15 protein-coding genes are annotated in these 16333 nt (G+C 70.6%); 12 read left to right on the forward strand and 3 right to left on the reverse strand.

Annotated features, from left to right (window positions below):
• Nucleotides 1–209: 209 nt before the first annotated feature.
• From AB0B29_RS14965 to AB0B29_RS15015, 11 genes are all read left to right on the forward strand, one after another.
• A complete protein-coding gene (locus AB0B29_RS14965; RefSeq protein WP_362238945.1) occupies nt 210–1475 on the forward strand; it encodes an ABC transporter substrate-binding protein in 1266 nt (421 codons plus the stop codon).
• A gap of 20 nt (nt 1476–1495) precedes the next feature.
• Nucleotides 1496–2461 carry a carbohydrate ABC transporter permease gene (locus AB0B29_RS14970; protein ID WP_362238947.1) on the forward strand — a complete coding sequence of 322 codons (966 nt, stop codon included), beginning with the start codon at nt 1496–1498 and terminating at the stop codon, nt 2459–2461.
• An 8-nt stretch (nt 2462–2469) separates the two neighbouring features.
• A complete protein-coding gene (locus tag AB0B29_RS14975) occupies nt 2470–3354 on the forward strand; it encodes a carbohydrate ABC transporter permease (RefSeq protein WP_362239954.1) in 885 nt (294 codons plus the stop codon).
• Between the two features lie 12 nt (nt 3355–3366).
• Nucleotides 3367–6240, forward strand: a complete 2874-nt coding sequence (locus tag AB0B29_RS14980; RefSeq protein ID WP_362238950.1) for a glycoside hydrolase family 2 TIM barrel-domain containing protein — start codon at nt 3367–3369, stop codon at nt 6238–6240.
• Nucleotides 6241–6366: 126 nt separating this feature from the next.
• Nucleotides 6367–7362, forward strand: coding sequence for an ABC transporter ATP-binding protein (locus tag AB0B29_RS14985; RefSeq protein ID WP_362238953.1), 996 nt, complete (start codon nt 6367–6369; stop codon nt 7360–7362).
• Between the two features lies 1 nt (nt 7363).
• Nucleotides 7364–8167, forward strand: a complete 804-nt coding sequence (locus AB0B29_RS14990; protein WP_362238956.1) for an ABC-2 family transporter protein — start codon at nt 7364–7366, stop codon at nt 8165–8167.
• A gap of 1 nt (nt 8168) precedes the next feature.
• The gene (locus AB0B29_RS14995) at nt 8169–8975 is read left to right on the forward strand and encodes an ABC transporter permease (protein WP_362238959.1); all 807 of its coding nucleotides are present in this window, start codon (nt 8169–8171) and stop codon (nt 8973–8975) included.
• A gap of 307 nt (nt 8976–9282) precedes the next feature.
• Complete coding sequence (locus tag AB0B29_RS15000; RefSeq protein ID WP_362238962.1) at nt 9283–9627, forward strand: hypothetical protein; 345 nt, start codon at nt 9283–9285, stop codon at nt 9625–9627.
• Between the two features lie 12 nt (nt 9628–9639).
• A complete protein-coding gene (locus AB0B29_RS15005) occupies nt 9640–9792 on the forward strand; it encodes a hypothetical protein (protein WP_362238964.1) in 153 nt (50 codons plus the stop codon).
• A gap of 248 nt (nt 9793–10040) precedes the next feature.
• On the forward strand, nt 10041–10628 hold the full coding sequence (locus AB0B29_RS15010; RefSeq protein ID WP_362238967.1) for a TetR/AcrR family transcriptional regulator: 588 nt from the start codon (nt 10041–10043) through the stop codon (nt 10626–10628).
• Nucleotides 10625–10777, forward strand: coding sequence for a hypothetical protein (locus tag AB0B29_RS15015; protein ID WP_362238970.1), 153 nt, complete (start codon nt 10625–10627; stop codon nt 10775–10777). Before AB0B29_RS15010 ends, AB0B29_RS15015 begins: the two co-directional genes overlap by 4 nt.
• Here the strand turns inward: AB0B29_RS15015 and AB0B29_RS15020 are convergent.
• From AB0B29_RS15020 to AB0B29_RS15030, 3 genes are all read right to left on the reverse strand, one after another.
• Nucleotides 10774–11592 carry an isocitrate lyase/PEP mutase family protein gene (locus AB0B29_RS15020; protein ID WP_362238973.1) on the reverse strand — a complete coding sequence of 273 codons (819 nt, stop codon included), beginning with the start codon at nt 11590–11592 and terminating at the stop codon, nt 10774–10776. The genes AB0B29_RS15015 and AB0B29_RS15020 overlap by 4 nt on opposite strands.
• Before the next feature lie 78 nt (nt 11593–11670).
• On the reverse strand, nt 11671–13353 hold the full coding sequence (locus tag AB0B29_RS15025) for a DUF2264 domain-containing protein (RefSeq protein WP_362238975.1): 1683 nt from the start codon (nt 13351–13353) through the stop codon (nt 11671–11673).
• Nucleotides 13354–13432: 79 nt separating this feature from the next.
• The gene (locus AB0B29_RS15030; RefSeq protein WP_362238978.1) at nt 13433–14476 is read right to left on the reverse strand and encodes a rhamnogalacturonan acetylesterase; all 1044 of its coding nucleotides are present in this window, start codon (nt 14474–14476) and stop codon (nt 13433–13435) included.
• Nucleotides 14477–14667: 191 nt separating this feature from the next.
• Between AB0B29_RS15030 and AB0B29_RS15035 the strand changes: the two genes are divergently transcribed.
• Nucleotides 14668–16332 (forward strand): rhamnogalacturonan lyase B N-terminal domain-containing protein, encoded by a 1665-nt coding sequence (locus tag AB0B29_RS15035; RefSeq protein ID WP_362238981.1) that lies wholly within the window; start codon nt 14668–14670, stop codon nt 16330–16332.
• The last annotated feature ends 1 nt before the right edge of the window (nt 16333 follow it).

Genomic DNA, 16333 nt, shown 5'->3' on the forward strand with positions numbered 1-16333 from the left:
ACTCCTCCACTCCCCCTACGCGTTCGAAATCGCGAACGGGATACAACGCTTCGCACAGACTTCGTCCAACCCCTTGCCGAAGCCTTAGTCGAAGCTCTAGCGTCCCGCACCGCACCTCTCTTTGAGCCATCTGGCGCGAGCCTTCGGGCCGTGAGCCATCAGGCAGTGAGCCGCAGAGCCGCAGCCGCACTCGAGACAAGGACGTCAGCATGTCGGCATCGAGCAACATGAACTGGGACCGCCGGAACGTACTGCGGGCCGCGATGGGCCTGGCCGCCGCGGGCGGGCTGGCCGCGTGCGGCGGCAACAACGGCCGGGGCGGCGGCTCCGGTTCGGGCACCAACCTGACGCAGATGTTCCACGCGTACGGCGAGGCGGGCACCGAGCAGGCCATCAAGAAGTACGCGAAGGCGTACAAGGAAGCCAACGTGACCACGCAGTGGATCACCAGCGCAGACTTCGAGAGCAAGCTCTTCTCGGCGCTGCTCACCAAGAACGCGCCGGATCTCTTCGAGTTCCACCCGCAGATCCAGATGGTGAAGAGCGGCCAGGTGGCGGACCTGACCGACATCATCGACCCGGTCAAGGACGACTTCAACCCGGCCGACATCAAGTCGCACACGGTCGACGGGAAGATATACGGCGTCCGCATGATCGACGACCCGCAGTTCTTCTTCTACCGCAAGTCGATGCTGGAGAAGGCCAAGGTCGAGGTGCCGACCACGCTCGACGAGCTGATGGAGGCCGCCGCCAAGCTCACCACCGGCAAGGTCAAGGGCCTGTACATGGGCAACGACCTGCACTCGGTCATCAACCCGATGATCTGGTCGGCCGGCGCGGACACCCTCAACGAGAAGAACGAGATCGCCTACCACACCCCGGGTGTGGTCGAGGGCATCAAGAAGATGCGCAAGCTGTTCACCAGCGGCGACCTCCTCCTCGGCGCCCCGACCGAGTCCTGGGACCCGTCCTCGTTCAACCAGGGCCTGTGCGCCATCCAGTTCTGCGGCATGTGGGCCATGCCGGCCATTCAGGACGCGCTCGGTGACGACTGGGGCGTCTTCCCCTTCCCGAAGACCGTCGACTCCGGCAAGCAGTCCGTCTACAACGGCGGCTGGTCGATGTTCGTCAACGCCAAGGGCAAGAACGTCGACGCGGCCAAGGAGTACGTGAAGTGGCTGTGGATCGACCAGAAGCAGTACCAGGAGGACTGGGCCACCTCCTACGGCTTCCACATCCCGCCGCGCACCTCGCTCGCCAAGACGGCCGACAAGCTCAAGTCGGGCAACGCCGCTGAGGGCGTGAGGCTCTTCAACGAGTTCGGCCACTTCGACAACATCGGCTGGACCCAGGCGATGATCACCGCCCTCGAGGACGTCTTCGCCAACTCCGTCCGCAAGAGCATGGACCCGGAGAAGGCCCTCGACAAGGCCGACGCGGCCGTCAACCGCGAGCTCAAGAAGCTCTTCGGATAGGCCGCGGGACGGACCACGACATGTCGACGACCACCAAGCTCGACCTCGCGGGCTCCGCCCCGGCACAGGCCGCACCGGCCAAGCCGCGGCGGGGCCTGCGGGGCAGCCCCGCCTACGCCTTCTGGCTCTTCACCGGGCCGTTCCTGATCGGCCTGGCGATCTTCGTCTACGCGCCGATCCTCTGGAGCCTCTGGCTGAGCTTCTTCGAGGCCCGCTTCACCGTCACGCCGGACAAGTTCGTCGGCTTCGACAACTACGTGTACATGCTGACGAACGACGACTTCGTCGGCTCGCTCGGCACCTTCACCGTCTTCGCCGCGTTCATCGTGCCCACCACCTGGGCGCTCTCGCTGGGCCTGGCCCTGCTGGTGAACCGGATGCGGTTCATGCGGGCGTTCTTCCGCTCGGTCTTCTTCCTGCCGACCGCGGTCAGCTACGTCGCCGCGGCGCTCATCTGGAAGATGTCCATCTTCAGCGGGGTCCGCTTCGGTCTGATGAACACGGTCCTGGGCTGGTTCGGCATCGAGAACATCGCCTGGCTGATCGACCCCAACCCGCCCTGGTACTGGCTGGTCATCGTGACCGCCCGGCTGTGGCTGCAGTCCGGCTTCTACATGATCCTTTTCATCGCGGCGCTGCAGAACATCCCGGACGAGCTCTACGAGGCCGCCGCCATCGACGGCGCAAAGTCGGGCTGGCAGACCTTCCGGTACATCACCCTGCCCCAGCTGCGCGCCACCTCCACCGCGGTGATCCTGCTGCTGCTGATCGCCGCCTACCAGGCCTTCGACGAGTTCTTCAACCTGCTGTCGAAGACCACCTGGGGACGCCCGCCGCTCGTCGAGCTGTACTACAAGGCCCTGGGCGAGAGCCAGGACTACGGCGCCGGAAGCGCGGGGGCACTCATCCTGACCGTGCTGATCTGCGCCGTGACCCTGCTCCAGGGCAAGATCATGGGCTTCGGAAGGGGTGAGGAGTCCAAGTGACCACCACCATGACCAAGGTGCGCAAGTCCGCACCGGCGCCGGACGCCCCCAGCCGGGTCAGGCGCTCCGGCGGCGTGATGAGCTCCACCGGGCTCTACATCGCCACGGGCGTCGCCGCGTTCCTGTTCCTGGTCCCGTTCTACATCCTGGTGCGCAACGCCCTGTCCACCGATGCCGAGATCACCGGAGAGAACTGGAAGTTCTTCCCCACGGACCTCCAGTGGGGGAACATCAAGGAGCTGTTCACCGACGAGACGGTCCCCTTCGCCCAGTCCCTGTGGAACTCGGCGGTCGTGGCCACCCTGCACACCGTCGGCGTCCTGCTGGTGTGCTCCCTCGCCGGCTACGGCCTGGCCCGCATCCCCTACAAGCACGCCAACAAGGTGTTCTACGCCGTCCTCGGGACCCTGATGGTCCCGACCGCGGTCACCTTCGTGCCGAGCTTCGTGCTGGTCTCCTCGCTCGGCTGGGTCGACACCTACCGGGGTCTGATCATTCCCGGGCTGTTCAGTGGTTTCACCTGCTTCCTGTTCCGGCAGTACTTCCTGGGGTTCCCCAAGGAGCTGGAGGAGGCGGCGCGCATGGACGGGCTGGGTTACTTCGGCGCATACTGGCGCGTCGTGGTGCCGAACTCGCTGAACTTCTTCGCGGCGATGGCGACCATCACCTTCATCAACGGCTGGAACGCCTTCCTGTGGCCTCTGGTCATCGGCCAGGACCCCGGTTCCTGGACGGTGCAGGTCGCGCTGTCCAGTTACATGACCAACCAGACCGTCGTGTTCCACATGATCTTCATGGCCACGGCCGTATCCATCCTGCCCCTGGTCTTCGTCTTCCTGTTCCTCCAGCGCTGGCTGGTGCAGGGGATCGCACAGACCGGCATCAAGGGCTGAGCTAGGAGACCGATGTCTTACCGCACGACCCCATCCGTCGATTACGTCGAGGACGTCTCCCCGGGCAGCGGGGCCCTGCCGCCCCGCGCCTGGTACGCGTCCTCCGACGCGCGGTCCCTGTCGCTGAACGGCAGCTGGCGCCTGCGGGTGTCGGCCACCGCCGACGCCGAGGACGACTCGTTCGCCGAGGAGGGCTACGACGCCGGGAACTGGGCCGAGGTCACGGTCCCCGGGCACTGGGTTCTCCAGGGCGACGGGGCGTTCGGTTCCCCGATCTACACCAACCACCTCTATCCCTTCCCGGTGGACCCGCCGTACGTCCCGACGGAGAACCCGACCGGTGACCACCTGCGCGTCTTCGACCTGCCGTCGGACTGGCCGTCGGACGGCGGGGCGGTGCTGCGCTTCGACGGTGTCGAGTCGTGCGCCCGGGTCTGGCTGAACGGCACGGAGCTCGGCGAGTTCAAGGGCTCCCGGCTCGCGCACGAGTTCACGGTCGGTGAGCTGCTGAAGCCCGGCCGCAACGTGCTCGCCGTGCGTGTGCACCAGTGGTCGGCGGGGTCGTACCTGGAGGACCAGGACCAGTGGTGGCTGCCGGGCATCTTCCGTGACGTGACGCTGCTGCACCGCCCGCCGGGCAGCGCGGTCGACTTCTTCGTGCACGCCTCCTACGACCACACCACCGGCGAGGGCACCCTGCGCGTCGACTCCGACGTCGAGGGGCGGGTGACCGTCCCGGCCCTGGACATCGATGTCGCGACCGGCGAGCCGGTCACCGTCGCCGTCGAGCCGTGGACGGCCGAGACGCCGAAGCTCTACGACGGCGTGCTGGCCACGGACGGGGAGCGGGTGCCGCTGCGGATCGGTTTCCGCACCGTCGTCCTGGAGGACGGGCTCGTCAAGGTCAACGGCACGGCGATCCTGTTCCGGGGCGTCAACCGGCACGAGTGGCACCCCCGGCACGGCCGCGCGCTCGACCTGGAGACCATGCGCGAGGACGTGCTGCTGATGAAGCGGCACAACCTCAACGCCGTGCGCACCTCGCACTACCCGCCGCACCCGGCCTTCCTCGACCTGTGCGACGAGTACGGCCTGTGGGTCATCGACGAGTGCGACCTGGAGACCCACGGCTTCGTCGAGCAGGACTGGCGGGACAACCCGGTCGACGACGAGCGCTGGACCCCGGCCCTGCTGGACCGCGCCGCGCGCATGGTCGAGCGGGACAAGAACCACCCGTCGATCGTGTTCTGGTCGCTGGGCAACGAGGCCGGCACCGGCCGTGGGCTCACCGCCATGGCCGAGTGGATCCACGGCCGCGACCCCGAGCGGCTGGTGCACTACGAGGGCGACTGGAACTGCCGCGACACGGACGTCTACTCGCGGATGTACGCCTCCCACGAGGAGGTCGCCAGGATCGGGCAGCGGCTCGACGGCGGTACGCGGGGGCGCCGCGAACTGCCGTTCATCCAGTGCGAGTACGGTCACGCCATGGGCAACGGCCCGGGCGGCCTTGCCGACTACCAGGAGCTGTTCGAGAAGCACGAGCGGCTCCAGGGCGGGTTCATCTGGGAGTGGATCGACCACGGCGTCGAGCACGCCGAACTCGGTTACGCCTACGGCGGTGACTTCGGCGAGGAGCTGCACGACGGCAACTTCGTGTGCGACGGGCTGATCTTCCCGGACCGGACGCCGTCGCCGGGCCTGATCGAGTACAAGAAGGTCATCGAGCCGGTCCTGATCGAGGGCGACGGCACCAACGGCACCGTGCGGGTCACCAACAAGCACGACTTCGCCGACCTGTCCGCGCTGGCCTTCGAGTGGTCGTGCCAGGTGGACGGCGAGACCGTCGAGTCGGGTTCACTCGCGGTGCCGGCGCTCGCGCCGGGCGAGAGCGCCGAGGTCAAGCTGCCGGAGCCGCCCGCGGACGGCCGGGGCGGCGAGCGGCAGTGGACGGTGCGGGCCCTGCTCGCCGACGACACGTCCTGGGCCGCGAAGGGGCACGTGGTGGCCTGGGGCCAGTTCGCGGTGGCGGCGCGGCCGCTGCCGTCGTTCCCCGCGACCGACCGGCCCGTGCGCGACGGCGACCGGATCACGCTCGGCCCGGCCGCCTTCGACGCCCGTACCGGTGCGCTGCTGGCGATCGGCGGGGTGGCGGTCGGCGCGGCGCCACGGCTGGACGTGTGGCGGGCGACGACCGACAACGACGACGGCGCCGAGTGGCAGACCGACACCCGCTACGGGCTGCTGTGGCGCACGCTCGGCCTGCACCGGATGCGGCACCGCCTGGTCTCGGTCGAGGCGGGCGACGACGCGCTGACGGTGCGGACCCGGGTGGCGCCCGCCGCCCGCGAGGTGGGCCTGGACACGGTGTACCGCTGGACGTCCGACGGTGAGCGGCTGCGGCTGAGCGTGTCCGTGACGCCTCAGGGCGACTGGACGGTGCCGCTGCCCCGGCTCGGTGTGCGCTTCGGACTGCCGGAGGCGGACCGGGTGGAGTGGTTCGGTGGCGGTCCCGGCGAGGCCTACCCGGACACCAGGACGGCGTCCATGGTGGGCCGCTGGCAGTCCACGGTGGACGGGCTGCAGACGCCGTACGTCCGTCCGCAGGAGAACGGTGCCCGTGCCGACGTGCGCTGGGTGGAGCTGGGCGGTCTGCGGATCGAGGGGGACCCGGAGTTCTGGTTCACCGCGCGGCGCTGGACGACCGAGCAGCTCGACGCGGCCCGGCACCGCTCCGACCTCACGGCCGGGGACACGGTGTGGGTCAACCTCGACCACGGGCTGCACGGCATCGGCTCGCAGTCCTGCGGTCCGGGTCCGCTGCCGCAGTACTTCCTGAAGGCGGAGCCGGTGGAGTTCTCGTTCGTGTTCTCGACCACCGAGTAAGAAACCCGATTAATCGATTGACCGATTGATCGACATTCCGACAGTGTCGGGGTGTCATCCGCGGCCGGTCGGCCCTCGAGCCGACCGGCCGCCGCTGTGTTCACCGCACGAGAGCTGGTGGGTCAGTTGAGTGTCGCCATCGAGGTCCGCGGGCTGTCCCGTACCTTCCACACCACCGTCCGCCGCCCCGGCTTCGCGGGCGCCGTCCGTTCACTGGTCAACCCCGAGCGGGTGGCCAAGCACGCCGTCTCCGACATCACCTTCGACGTGGCCGCGGGCGAACTCCTCGCCCTGCTCGGGCCGAACGGTGCCGGCAAGTCCACCACCATCAAGATCCTCACCGGCATCCTCACCCCCACGTCCGGCGAGGCCCGGGTCGCGGGCGTGGTGCCCTACCGGGAGCGCGAGCGCAACGCCCGCAACGTGGGCGCGGTGTTCGGGCAGCGCACCCAGTTGTGGTGGGACCTGCCGGTGCGCGAGTCGTTCGCGATCCTGCGGGACATCTACGAGGTCCCCAAGGCCGAACACAGCGCGCGGCTGGCGGAGTTCGACGAGATCCTGGAACTGTCGTCGTTCTGGGACACCCGGGTCCGTCATCTCTCGCTCGGCCAGCGGGTGCGCAGCGATCTGGCCGCCGCCCTGCTCCACGACCCGCCGGTGGTCTTCCTCGACGAGCCGACCATCGGCATGGACGTGGTGGTCAAGGAGCAGGTGCGGGAGTTCCTGCGGCACCAGGTGGAACAGCGCGGCCGCACGGTGCTGCTGACCACGCACGACATGACGGAGGTCGAGCGGCTCGCCGAGCGGGTCGTGCTGGTCAACCACGGCCGGCTGATGCTGGACGGCACGCTCGACGAGATCCGCCGCAAGTTCGGCTCCACCTGGCAGGTGCGGGCCACGCTGGCCGATCCGCACGCCGAGGTCGTGCCGCCGCCGGGCACCACGCTGCTGCGGCACACCGGCGCGCAGATCGTCCTCGGCCCCGACGGACCGGACGCGCCGACCGTCCAACAGGCGCTGAAAGCGGTGATCGAGCGGTTCGAGGTGACGGACATCGCGCTGGACGAGGCGGACCTCGAGGACGTGATGCGGGCCGCTTACGTCCACGCCGGGGAGGTCTGACGTGGCCGTGCTCCACGCCTGGCGCGCCGCCCGTGTCACCCCGCTCGGCGAGCTGAACGCACCGCCCCGGATGACCGCCGTCGCCCTGCGGCTGGCCGTGCAGGTGGTGCTGGTCTGGTCGCTGTGGCGGGGCCTGTACGCGCAGTCCGGCACGACCGCGGGGCTCAGCCGCGACCAGGCGGTCACCTACGCCGTGCTGGCGGTACTGGCGTCCCGGCTGCGGGAGCTGGACCAGTACGCGGGCCGGGACACGGTCCTGCAGCACATGCACTTCGGCACCATCGTCTACTGGTACCTGCGCCCGCTGCCACCGCAGCGCTACTACGCCCTGCGCGCCGCCGGCGAGCAACTGTACGGCCTGGCCTGGGCGTCGACGGGGTACGCGATCTGCCTGGCCGCGGGCGTCGTCGAGCCGCCCCCGTCCCCGGCCGTGGCGGGGGTGTTCCTGCTCAGCATGCTGCTGGGGCAGTGGGTCCTGTACTACGTGATGCTGGTCCTGGACCAGTTGTGCTTCTGGACGGTCCGCAACACCGCGGCCATGCTGATCCTGCTGTTCGCGCAGAACCTGCTGTCCGGGGTGTACGCACCGCTGTGGTTCTTCCCGGACTGGTTCGTGACGATGAGCGCGTTCCTCCCCTTCCAGGCCACACTGAGCGTGCCGCTGTCGCTGTACGTGGGGCGGATCCCCCTGTCGGACGCGGCGTTCCAGCTCTCCGTGCAGGCCGCGTGGGTCGTGGTGCTGGCGTTGTTCACCCGGTTGCTGTGGCGGCGGGCCGCCCGGCGCGTGATCTCGCAGGGAGGCTGACATGTCGCTCAAGGCTCTGCGGATCGTGTGGCGCGTGACGGCGCTCAACTTCCGTGCGCAGATGGAGTACCGCACCGAGTTCCTGCTGATGATCGCGATCGGGGCGATCTGGCAGGTGTCGGTGATCGTGTTCGCGACGGTGCTGCTGTCCCGGTTCGCCGGGATGGGCGGCTGGGACAGCTCCGACGTGCTGCTGATCCCGGCGACGCGGATGCTGGCGCACGGGCTGTTCGTGCTGTTCCTGGGCCGCATGCACTGGGCCGGACGGCAGGTCCAGGAGGGCCGCATCGACATCTACCTGATGCGCCCGATGCCGGTCCACCGCCAGATCCAGCTGGCGTTCTTCCCGACCAACGCCATCGGGGACCTCACGGTCGCGGCGGGCCTGATGGTGGGCGCGCTCTCCCGCAGCGACCTGGACTGGACGGCGGGCCGTGTCACGTATCTCGTCGCGGCCGTGCTCGGCGGCATGCTGCTGGAGGCCGCCCTGTTCACGGTCGTGGCCAGTGCGTCCCTGCGTTTCCCGGCCGCCGACATGTGGGGCCGCTGGCTGGAGGAACTCCTCGGCACGTTCGGCAGTTACCCCCTGAACGTCCTGCCCAGGGCGGTGGGCGGATTCCTCACCTTCGGCCTGCCGCTCGCGTTCGTCGCCTACTTCCCGGCGGCGGTCCTGACGGGCCACGGCCACACGACCGGAGTCCCCTACTGGCTCGCGGCGGCCTCACCCCTGCTCGGACTGCTGGCCTATCTGGCGGCGCGGCTGGTGTGGCGGTGGAGTCTGCGGCACTACAGCGGCATCAACGGCTGACGGTGCCGCCGCTTAGTGCAGGGGCCAGACCGCGGAGGTGACCCGGCCCGGGAGGTGTTCCGGGTGACCTCCTGACGGTGTGACATCGAGCAGGTGCCTCCCACGGCCGCGCAGGCCTGAGCCGGATCTGTCCGACGGGCTGAGCCCCAAGGCCGGGACGGGTAACCTCGGCAGCGTGAAGTGACCTCTCCGGTGGCGCGCTCCCCCGGCGCCGCAGACGCGAACCGATCCGTACCCGCGGCCGCGCTTCCGCTCGGCCCACCTCGACCTCGTCGTCATCCCCCTCGCGGAGTTCCGCACCCGCGGGATGCCCGGCCGGCCGGACAGCTTCGCGCGGTACTCCTACGTCCACGCCGAGGTGCTGTTCGACCGGCTGGACGGGACCGTCGCCCGGATCCTCGACGGCAAGCGCACCCTCGGCGCCGACGAGGCCCGGGACGCGGCCGCCGGCTGGCTGGACGCCTACGTCAACCAGACCTACCGCTCGCTGAAGAGCTACCGCGACGACCGCCCGGACCTGGGTCACCTGGACGCCGCCGAGAGCGTCCCGTACGCCTTGGAGGTGCTCTTCGCGCTGCACCGCCGTGTCCGGCCCTACGACAAGTTCCTGCGGTGGGAGCTCGAACGGCGGCCGCTGGGCGACCCCCGGTGAGCCGCGGACCGGTTGCTGCCCGTCCTGCGGCGCGTCCTGGCCGACGGCGACCCGCCCACCCAGCGGGCCCTCTTCGACGAGATCGAGGAGGTGGCGCGCCGAGCCGGGCACGACCGGGTCCTCGACGCCTGGGGCACGGACCTGGACCTCCTGCGCCACCGGTGACGGACCGGCACTGGTGGTGAAGGTCGGCGGCCGGCACAAAGGCGTGGTCGGCGCCCACCGGTGACGGACCGGCACGGGCGGGCGCGGTCGGCGGCATCGGTGACGGACCGGCACGGGCGGGCGCGGTCCGTGCCGACGGGTTTCGGGACCCCGCTCCCACGCACCCGCCTGCGGCTACGATCACGTGGTGCGTCCGAGGGGTCTCGCCCTCGGCGCGGCGCGCTCTTCGAGAGGTGATCCCCGACCCCATGCCCAGAGCCGGTCTCACCCCCGAGCGTCTCGTCGCGGCCGCGGTGGAACTCGCCGACGAGGCAGGACTCGAGGGCGTCACCCTGTCCGCGCTGGCCCGCCGGTTCGGGGTCAAGGACGCGAGTCTGTACACCCACGTCCGGAACCTGAAGGACCTGCGGACCCGCATGGCGCTCCTCGCCGGTGGCGAGATGATCGACCGGATCGCGCAGGCGGTCGAGGGGCGGGAGACCGGCCGGGACACGCTCGCCGCGTTCGCCGGCGCCTACCGGGCCTACGCCCTGGAGCACCCCGGCCGGTACGCGGCGACCCAGATCCGCATCGACCGGGAGCTCGTCACGGAGTCCCCGGCGATGCGGCGAACGGCGGACGTCACCTATGGCATGCTCCGCGCCTACGGCCTGGAGGAACCCGACCTCACCGACGCCGTGCGCCTGCTGCGCAGCACCTTCCACGGCTACTGCGCCCTGGAGTCCACCGGCGCCTTCGGCGCGCCCCGTGACGTGCAGGTCTCCTGGGACAGGGCGATCGACGCCCTGCATGTACTGCTCCTGAACTGGCCGGGCGAGAAGAGGACTTCCGGATGAGCGAACGCACCCGGGCCGATGACACGGCCGGTGTCATCGCGGAGCGCTACTCCCTCGGCACCGGCCCCTGGACCATGAGGCTGACCTGCCTGCGCAACGCTCCCGACCTCGCCGCCGTCTCCCTGCTGGTCGCCGCGCTCGACATTTAGGACCTTGTCGGGGTGCGGGGCGTGCGGTTCGGCGCGGCGAGCCCCGCCACGTCGTGGTACGGCGGTGTGGTGCCCGTCGTCGGCCGGCCCGCGCGGATGTCGGCCGCAGCCTCCAGTGCCGCGCCCAGTGCCCGCCGGTACAGCAGTGAGCCGAGGCTGACCCGGCGTACACCCGCGTCGGCGAGGCGGGCGACGGACGGGCCGCCGGGTGAGTAGAGGATGTTGAGGGGCACCTCCAGGTGGCGCACCAGCGTCTCGATCCGCCGCAGATCGGTGAGGCCCGGCACGAACACCCCGTCCGCGCCCGCCTGTTGGTAGGCGTCGAGGCGCGCGAGGGTGCCGTCGCCGTCGCCCAGCCAGTGGGTGTCGGTACGGGCGTTGACGAACAGGCCGGGAGCGGCCCGCTTGACCGCCGCGATCTTCGCCGCGTGGCGGGCGGTCGGCCCGAGACCGTCCTCCAGGTTGATGCCGACCGCTCCGGCGGTGTACAGCTCCCGCGCGAACCCGGCCACCTCGTCCGGGTCGTCGCTGAATCCGGCCTCCGCGTCGACGGACAGCAGAAACGGCTCGGAGCCCAGGGCCACGGCCAGCCGCAGCGTCTCCTCCCGGGTGGCCGCCGCCCCGTCGGGCAGACCGGCCGCCGCGGCGACGCCCAGGCTCGTCGTCCCGACCGCCTCGAAGCCCTGCGCCGCGAGGGCCCCGGCGGATGCGTGATCCCAGGCGTTGGGCAGGAGCAGGGGATCCCCGGCGCGGTGCAGGGCGGTGAAGGCGGTGGCGGTCCGGCCGGACGGCTGCTGCTGCGGATCTGCGGTCATGGCGCCACGCTAGGCCCGGATCACTTCGGCGCGGACCGAAGAACGGCGGACCACGGAGGCCCAGGAGCGGCGGCGACCTCAGCCGATGTGCACGCCGGACCCCTCCAGCCGGACCTCCACCTCGGGCCCGCCACTCCAGCGGACCGTCAGTCGCCCCTCCCCGGAAGCGGTTACCGTGACCGTTTCCGCCAGCGGGACCGGATCCGCCTCGGCGGTGAGCCGGGCGAGGGCGACGAACAGGGTGGAGTCCCCGGTGGTGACACCGGTGAGGCCGGCGTCGAGACCGACGGCGGGCAGCAGGTCCGCCCGGGTGCCGTCCGGCGCGGCCCAGCCGGTCACGCGGACCTCCGTCCCCGGTTCCGCCCCCGAGACCAGGTGTGCCCGCACCTCCGTCGCCCCGCGCACCAGCACCACACTCGTCACCCGCGCTCCCCCACCCGCGGTGTGCCGTGAGGCCGCCCAGCCCTCGCCCACGCCGAGCGGCTCGATGCCCGTGCGGCTCGGGTCGCCGCCGACGAGGACGCTGTTGTCGTACGAGTCGGCGGGTGTCGTCACGGTGGAGTACGCCAGCCGCGTGTAGTACGGGTCGTAGCGGACGTCCTCGCTGCCGTGGTTGTGGAGGCGGACCACACCGTCGGAACGGGTGGACTGGAGCAGCCAGTTGGGAGGGACGACGGGGATGACGAAGTCCGCGCGTTCGGCGGGGGCGGGCTCCTCCGGTGCCGTCCAGACCTCGTGGCCGGGGGGCAGGAGCAGGCCGAGGAAGCCCTTGCTCGCCCAGTACGGCGAGGCCGGGCCCGAGTAGCCCTGCAGCACGGACTCGTCGTAGCCGTGCCAGCCGAGGGAGAGCAGACCCCGGTCGTCCACCGCGCCCCGGTCCAGGAAGTACTTCAGCGCGCCCGACGCCAGCCGCCGGGTCTCGCCGGGGGGCAGCGGCGTTCGGCCGGTCAGCGCGCCGAGCCACAGCGGCGCCGTCGTGGCGAAGCGGTACGTCAGGGAGCGGCCCTGGTGCATGGGGGCGCCGTCGCCGCCGAACAGGCGGGCGTAGTCGGAGAGGTGCCGGGAGAGGCGGTCGCCGTACAGCCGGAGCAGTCGTTCGTCGTGCTCCAGCCAGGCGTGCAGCACCGGGTAGAGGTGCATCGCCCAGCCGTTGTAGTAGTCGTACTTGCGGCCGTCGCCGTCGGTGTACCAGCCGTCCCCGACGTACCACTGCTCGATGCGTTCCAGGCCGCGGTCGATCGCCGAGCGGGAGGCCTCCGGCTCGTGGCCGATCTCGGCCAGGAAGCCGCCCACGGTGACCGGGAACAGCTCCCAGTTGCAGGGCCAGGGCTCGGCCGTGAGGGCGTCGGCCAGCCAGGCGGCCGCCCGCTGGCGCACGCCGTCGTCCAGGCGGTCCCAGAGCAGGTCCCGTGTGAGGCGCAGGGCCAGGGCGATGGACGCCGCCTCCACCAGGGACTGGTGGCGGTCCTCGATGCGGGGCCAGACGCCCGAGACGCCGGCGGCGAGGCCGGTCGCGTACCGCTCCAGGGCCTTCTCGTCGCGGCGGAAGGCGGCGAGCAGCAGGGTGCGGGCGTAGCCCTCCAGGCCGTCGGAGAGGCGGCCCGTCCAGCTGGCCCGGTCGCCGGGCAGGTGGTAGAGGGCGCGGTCCTCGGTGGCGTACGGCTCGACGGCGGTGAGCAGGGAGTCGGCCGCCGCCTCCCAGTGGGCGCGGGTGTAGCCGGTGAACGGGGACGTCGTGCGGTCGGCGGGAGGCAGCTGCATCGGGTGTCTTTCGTGCTCGGGCCGGTGGATACGGATCGGACCTGGAGCGCCCCGGTTCCGGTCGGGGCGCCCCAGGAGTTCATCCCACCCGCACCATGCGCTTCGGCACCAGATGCCGGGTGACGAGTTCGTCGCGGACGAGGCCCGCGTAGGCCGTCGCACCGCGCACGGAGGTGTGCGTGTTGTCCCGCGCCTCGTTGGTGAGGTACAGCGCCTTCGAGCCTTCCACGCCGAGGGACTCCACCAGCGCCTTGGTCTTCGCCGTGAGGTCGATCAGCGGGACGCCCCGGGCGGCGGCGACCGCGCGGATCACGGCCGGGTGGTCGACACCGAGGCCGTTGACCAGGAGCGCGGTTCCGTTGTTCAGCGTGCCGTCGGGGTTGAACCAGCGCCGCACGATGGGAGTGACAAGGACCGGCCGTCCGCCCTGTTCCCGGACGCCGGCCACCAGGGTTTCCAGGTTGGCCCGGTAGGTGGCCTCGTCCGTGGTCTTGTCGTTGTGGGCGAGCTGGACCAGGACCAGATCGCCGGGGCGGATCAGGGGCCGTACGGTGGCCCACAGCTGCGGGTTCCCCAGATACGAGACCGTACTCTCCCCGGAATCGGCGTAGTTGGCGACGGACACGCCCTTGCGGAGGTACTGGGGCAGCTGCTGTCCCCAGCCGGAGTACGGGTCGCCGGGCTGGTCGCAGACGGTGGAGTCGCCGACCAGGAAGATCTGGCGGGTGGGCCGGGCCCGGGTGACCCGGATGTCGGCGAGGGCGGGGGCGGAGCCGCCGATCTTCAGGTCGAGGCCGGTGGTGCCCTCGGGGCCGGTGGGCTCACCCTCGGGGCTGCGGACGTTCACCGTGAAGCTGCGGGTGACGCGTTGTCCGGCCGGCGCGGCGGTGTCGGGGAGCAGGGAGCGGCGGGTCTCACCGCTGACGCTCGTGCTGGACGCCGCCTTGCCGCCGAGGGTGACCCGTACGTCGTAGGTGCCCGGCGGGACGTCGAAGTGACAGGTGCCGGCGGCGCAGTGGGCGAGGCCCCGGCCCCCGCCCCTCGCTTCCGCGTGGGCGGGTACGGACGTCAATGCGGCCCCCAGGGTCACCACCGCGACGGCGACGATGCTGAAACGTCTCACTCCTGGCTCCTCCCGGTACACGACACGACCTGGAGGGGGACCGTACCGCTCCGCACAAGCGCTTTCTAGACCTGGAGCAGCATCCACGGGATCTCTGCCCGGACACCAGTGAAAGCCCTTTCGCAAAATCGATTCAACTGTCACCCTCGCTTCCACTGCACTCCCCCCACCTCTCGCAGGAGGCACCCCCCATGCCCGGACCCACGAACCGACCGGTCGGCCGTCGCACCGTCGTCCTCGCCGCCGGCGCCGGTGCCGTCGGCGCGGCCCTCGCCCGCACGGCGCACGCTGCCGGATTCGGCTGGAGCGACGACGGCGCGAACTACGTCGTCGACACCGGCGCCCAGCTGGTCTTCAAGGTGAGCAAGTCCACCGGCGACCTGACCTCCCTGGTCTACCGGGGTACGGAGTACCAGGGCTACGGCGGCCAGAACTCGCACATCGAGTCCGGCCTCGGCGCCTCCACCGTGAGCGTCAAGCAGTCCGGTTCGACAATCCTGATCTCCGTCACGCACGGCACCCTGAAGCACTACTACGCGGCCCGCAGCGGCGAGAACAACATCTATCTGTGGACGAACAAGGCCGACACCTCCGTCTCCGCGACCCGGTACATCGTGCGCGTGAAGAAGGGCGCGTTCCTCAACGACGAGCCCGACTCCTACACCTACGCGCCCACCACCATCGAGGCCTCGGACGTCTTCCGGAAATCCGACGGCCAGACCCGCTCGAAGCACTACTCGGGGCGGCGCGTCATGGATTACGACCACATCGGCTGGTCCGCCGACGGCGTCGGGCTGTGGATGGTGCGCAGCAACCACGAGAAGGCCTCCGGCGGCCCCTTCTACCGCTCGCTGCTGCGCCACCAGAGCGCGGACGGCGGCGGCCTCTACGAGATTCTCTACTACGGCCAGAACCAGACCGAGGCGCAGCGATTCGGGCTCCAGGGTCCGTACGTCATCGCCTTCACGGACGGCGGGGCCCCCTCCTCGGCGCTGTACGCGGGCACGCTGACCACACCGTGGGCCGACTCGCTCGGCATCGCGGGGTACGTGCCGGAGAGCGGCCGGGGCAAGGTGGCGGGCGTCGGGATCTCCGGGCGGAACCCGGCGTACCCGTACACCGTCGGGCTCGCCGGTCCGGCCGCGCAGTACTGGGCTCCGGCGCGTGCCTCGGACGGTCACTTCTCCCTTTCCGGTGTGCTCCCGGGGACGTACACCCTGACCGTCTTCAAGGGCGAACTGGCCGTGTACACCACGTCGGTGAGCGTGTCGGCGGGCGGCACGACGACCCTGAACACGATCGCGATTCCCGCCTCCAACGACCCTTCCAACGCGTCCGTGATCTGGCGGATCGGCGACTGGAACGGCACGCCGGCCGGGTTCAAGAACGCGGACCTGATGACGTACGCGCATCCGTCCGACGCACGGGCCGCGTCCTGGACGGGGAACGTGGTCGTCGGGAGCGGTGAGACGGCGGCCTTCCCCTGCTACCTCTGGAAGGACGTCAACAGCGGGATCCTCGTGTACTTCAAGCTGACGGCGGCCCAGGCGGCCGCCGCGCACACCCTGCGCATCGGGGTGACGACGGCGTACGCGAACGGCCGACCCCAGGTCACCGTCAACGACACCTGGACCTCGGCGATCCCCGCCCCGCCCACCCAGCCGGACACCCGGTCGCTGACCAACGGTTCCTACCGGGGCAACAACCACACGTTCACGTACAGCGTCCCGGCGTCCGCCTGGAAGGCGGACGCCGGTCAGTACAACGTGCTCAGGATCGACGTGGTGAGCGGGTCGGGGGCGAGCGGGTTTCTCAGCGCGGGGACGGCGGTCGATGCGATCGACCTGCTGACCTGAG

Source organism: Streptomyces tibetensis, assembly GCF_040647715.1.
Lineage (GTDB): Bacteria > Actinomycetota > Actinomycetes > Streptomycetales > Streptomycetaceae > Streptomyces > Streptomyces tibetensis_A.

Coding starts and splice junctions, on each gene's coding strand:
- AB0B29_RS15020 (WP_362238973.1), bottom strand. CDS start 11,592: ATGACCGCAGATCCGCAGCAGCAGCCGTCCGGCCGGACCGCCACCGCC.
- AB0B29_RS14995 (WP_362238959.1), top strand. CDS start 8,169: ATGTCGCTCAAGGCTCTGCGGATCGTGTGGCGCGTGACGGCGCTCAAC.
- AB0B29_RS14970 (WP_362238947.1), top strand. CDS start 1,496: ATGTCGACGACCACCAAGCTCGACCTCGCGGGCTCCGCCCCGGCACAG.
- AB0B29_RS15035 (WP_362238981.1), top strand. CDS start 14,668: ATGCCCGGACCCACGAACCGACCGGTCGGCCGTCGCACCGTCGTCCTC.
- AB0B29_RS14980 (WP_362238950.1), top strand. CDS start 3,367: ATGTCTTACCGCACGACCCCATCCGTCGATTACGTCGAGGACGTCTCC.
- AB0B29_RS14965 (WP_362238945.1), top strand. CDS start 210: ATGTCGGCATCGAGCAACATGAACTGGGACCGCCGGAACGTACTGCGG.
- AB0B29_RS15015 (WP_362238970.1), top strand. CDS start 10,625: ATGAGCGAACGCACCCGGGCCGATGACACGGCCGGTGTCATCGCGGAG.
- AB0B29_RS15025 (WP_362238975.1), bottom strand. CDS start 13,353: ATGCAGCTGCCTCCCGCCGACCGCACGACGTCCCCGTTCACCGGCTAC.
- AB0B29_RS15010 (WP_362238967.1), top strand. CDS start 10,041: ATGCCCAGAGCCGGTCTCACCCCCGAGCGTCTCGTCGCGGCCGCGGTG.
- AB0B29_RS15000 (WP_362238962.1), top strand. CDS start 9,283: ATGCCCGGCCGGCCGGACAGCTTCGCGCGGTACTCCTACGTCCACGCC.
- AB0B29_RS14975 (WP_362239954.1), top strand. CDS start 2,470: ATGACCAAGGTGCGCAAGTCCGCACCGGCGCCGGACGCCCCCAGCCGG.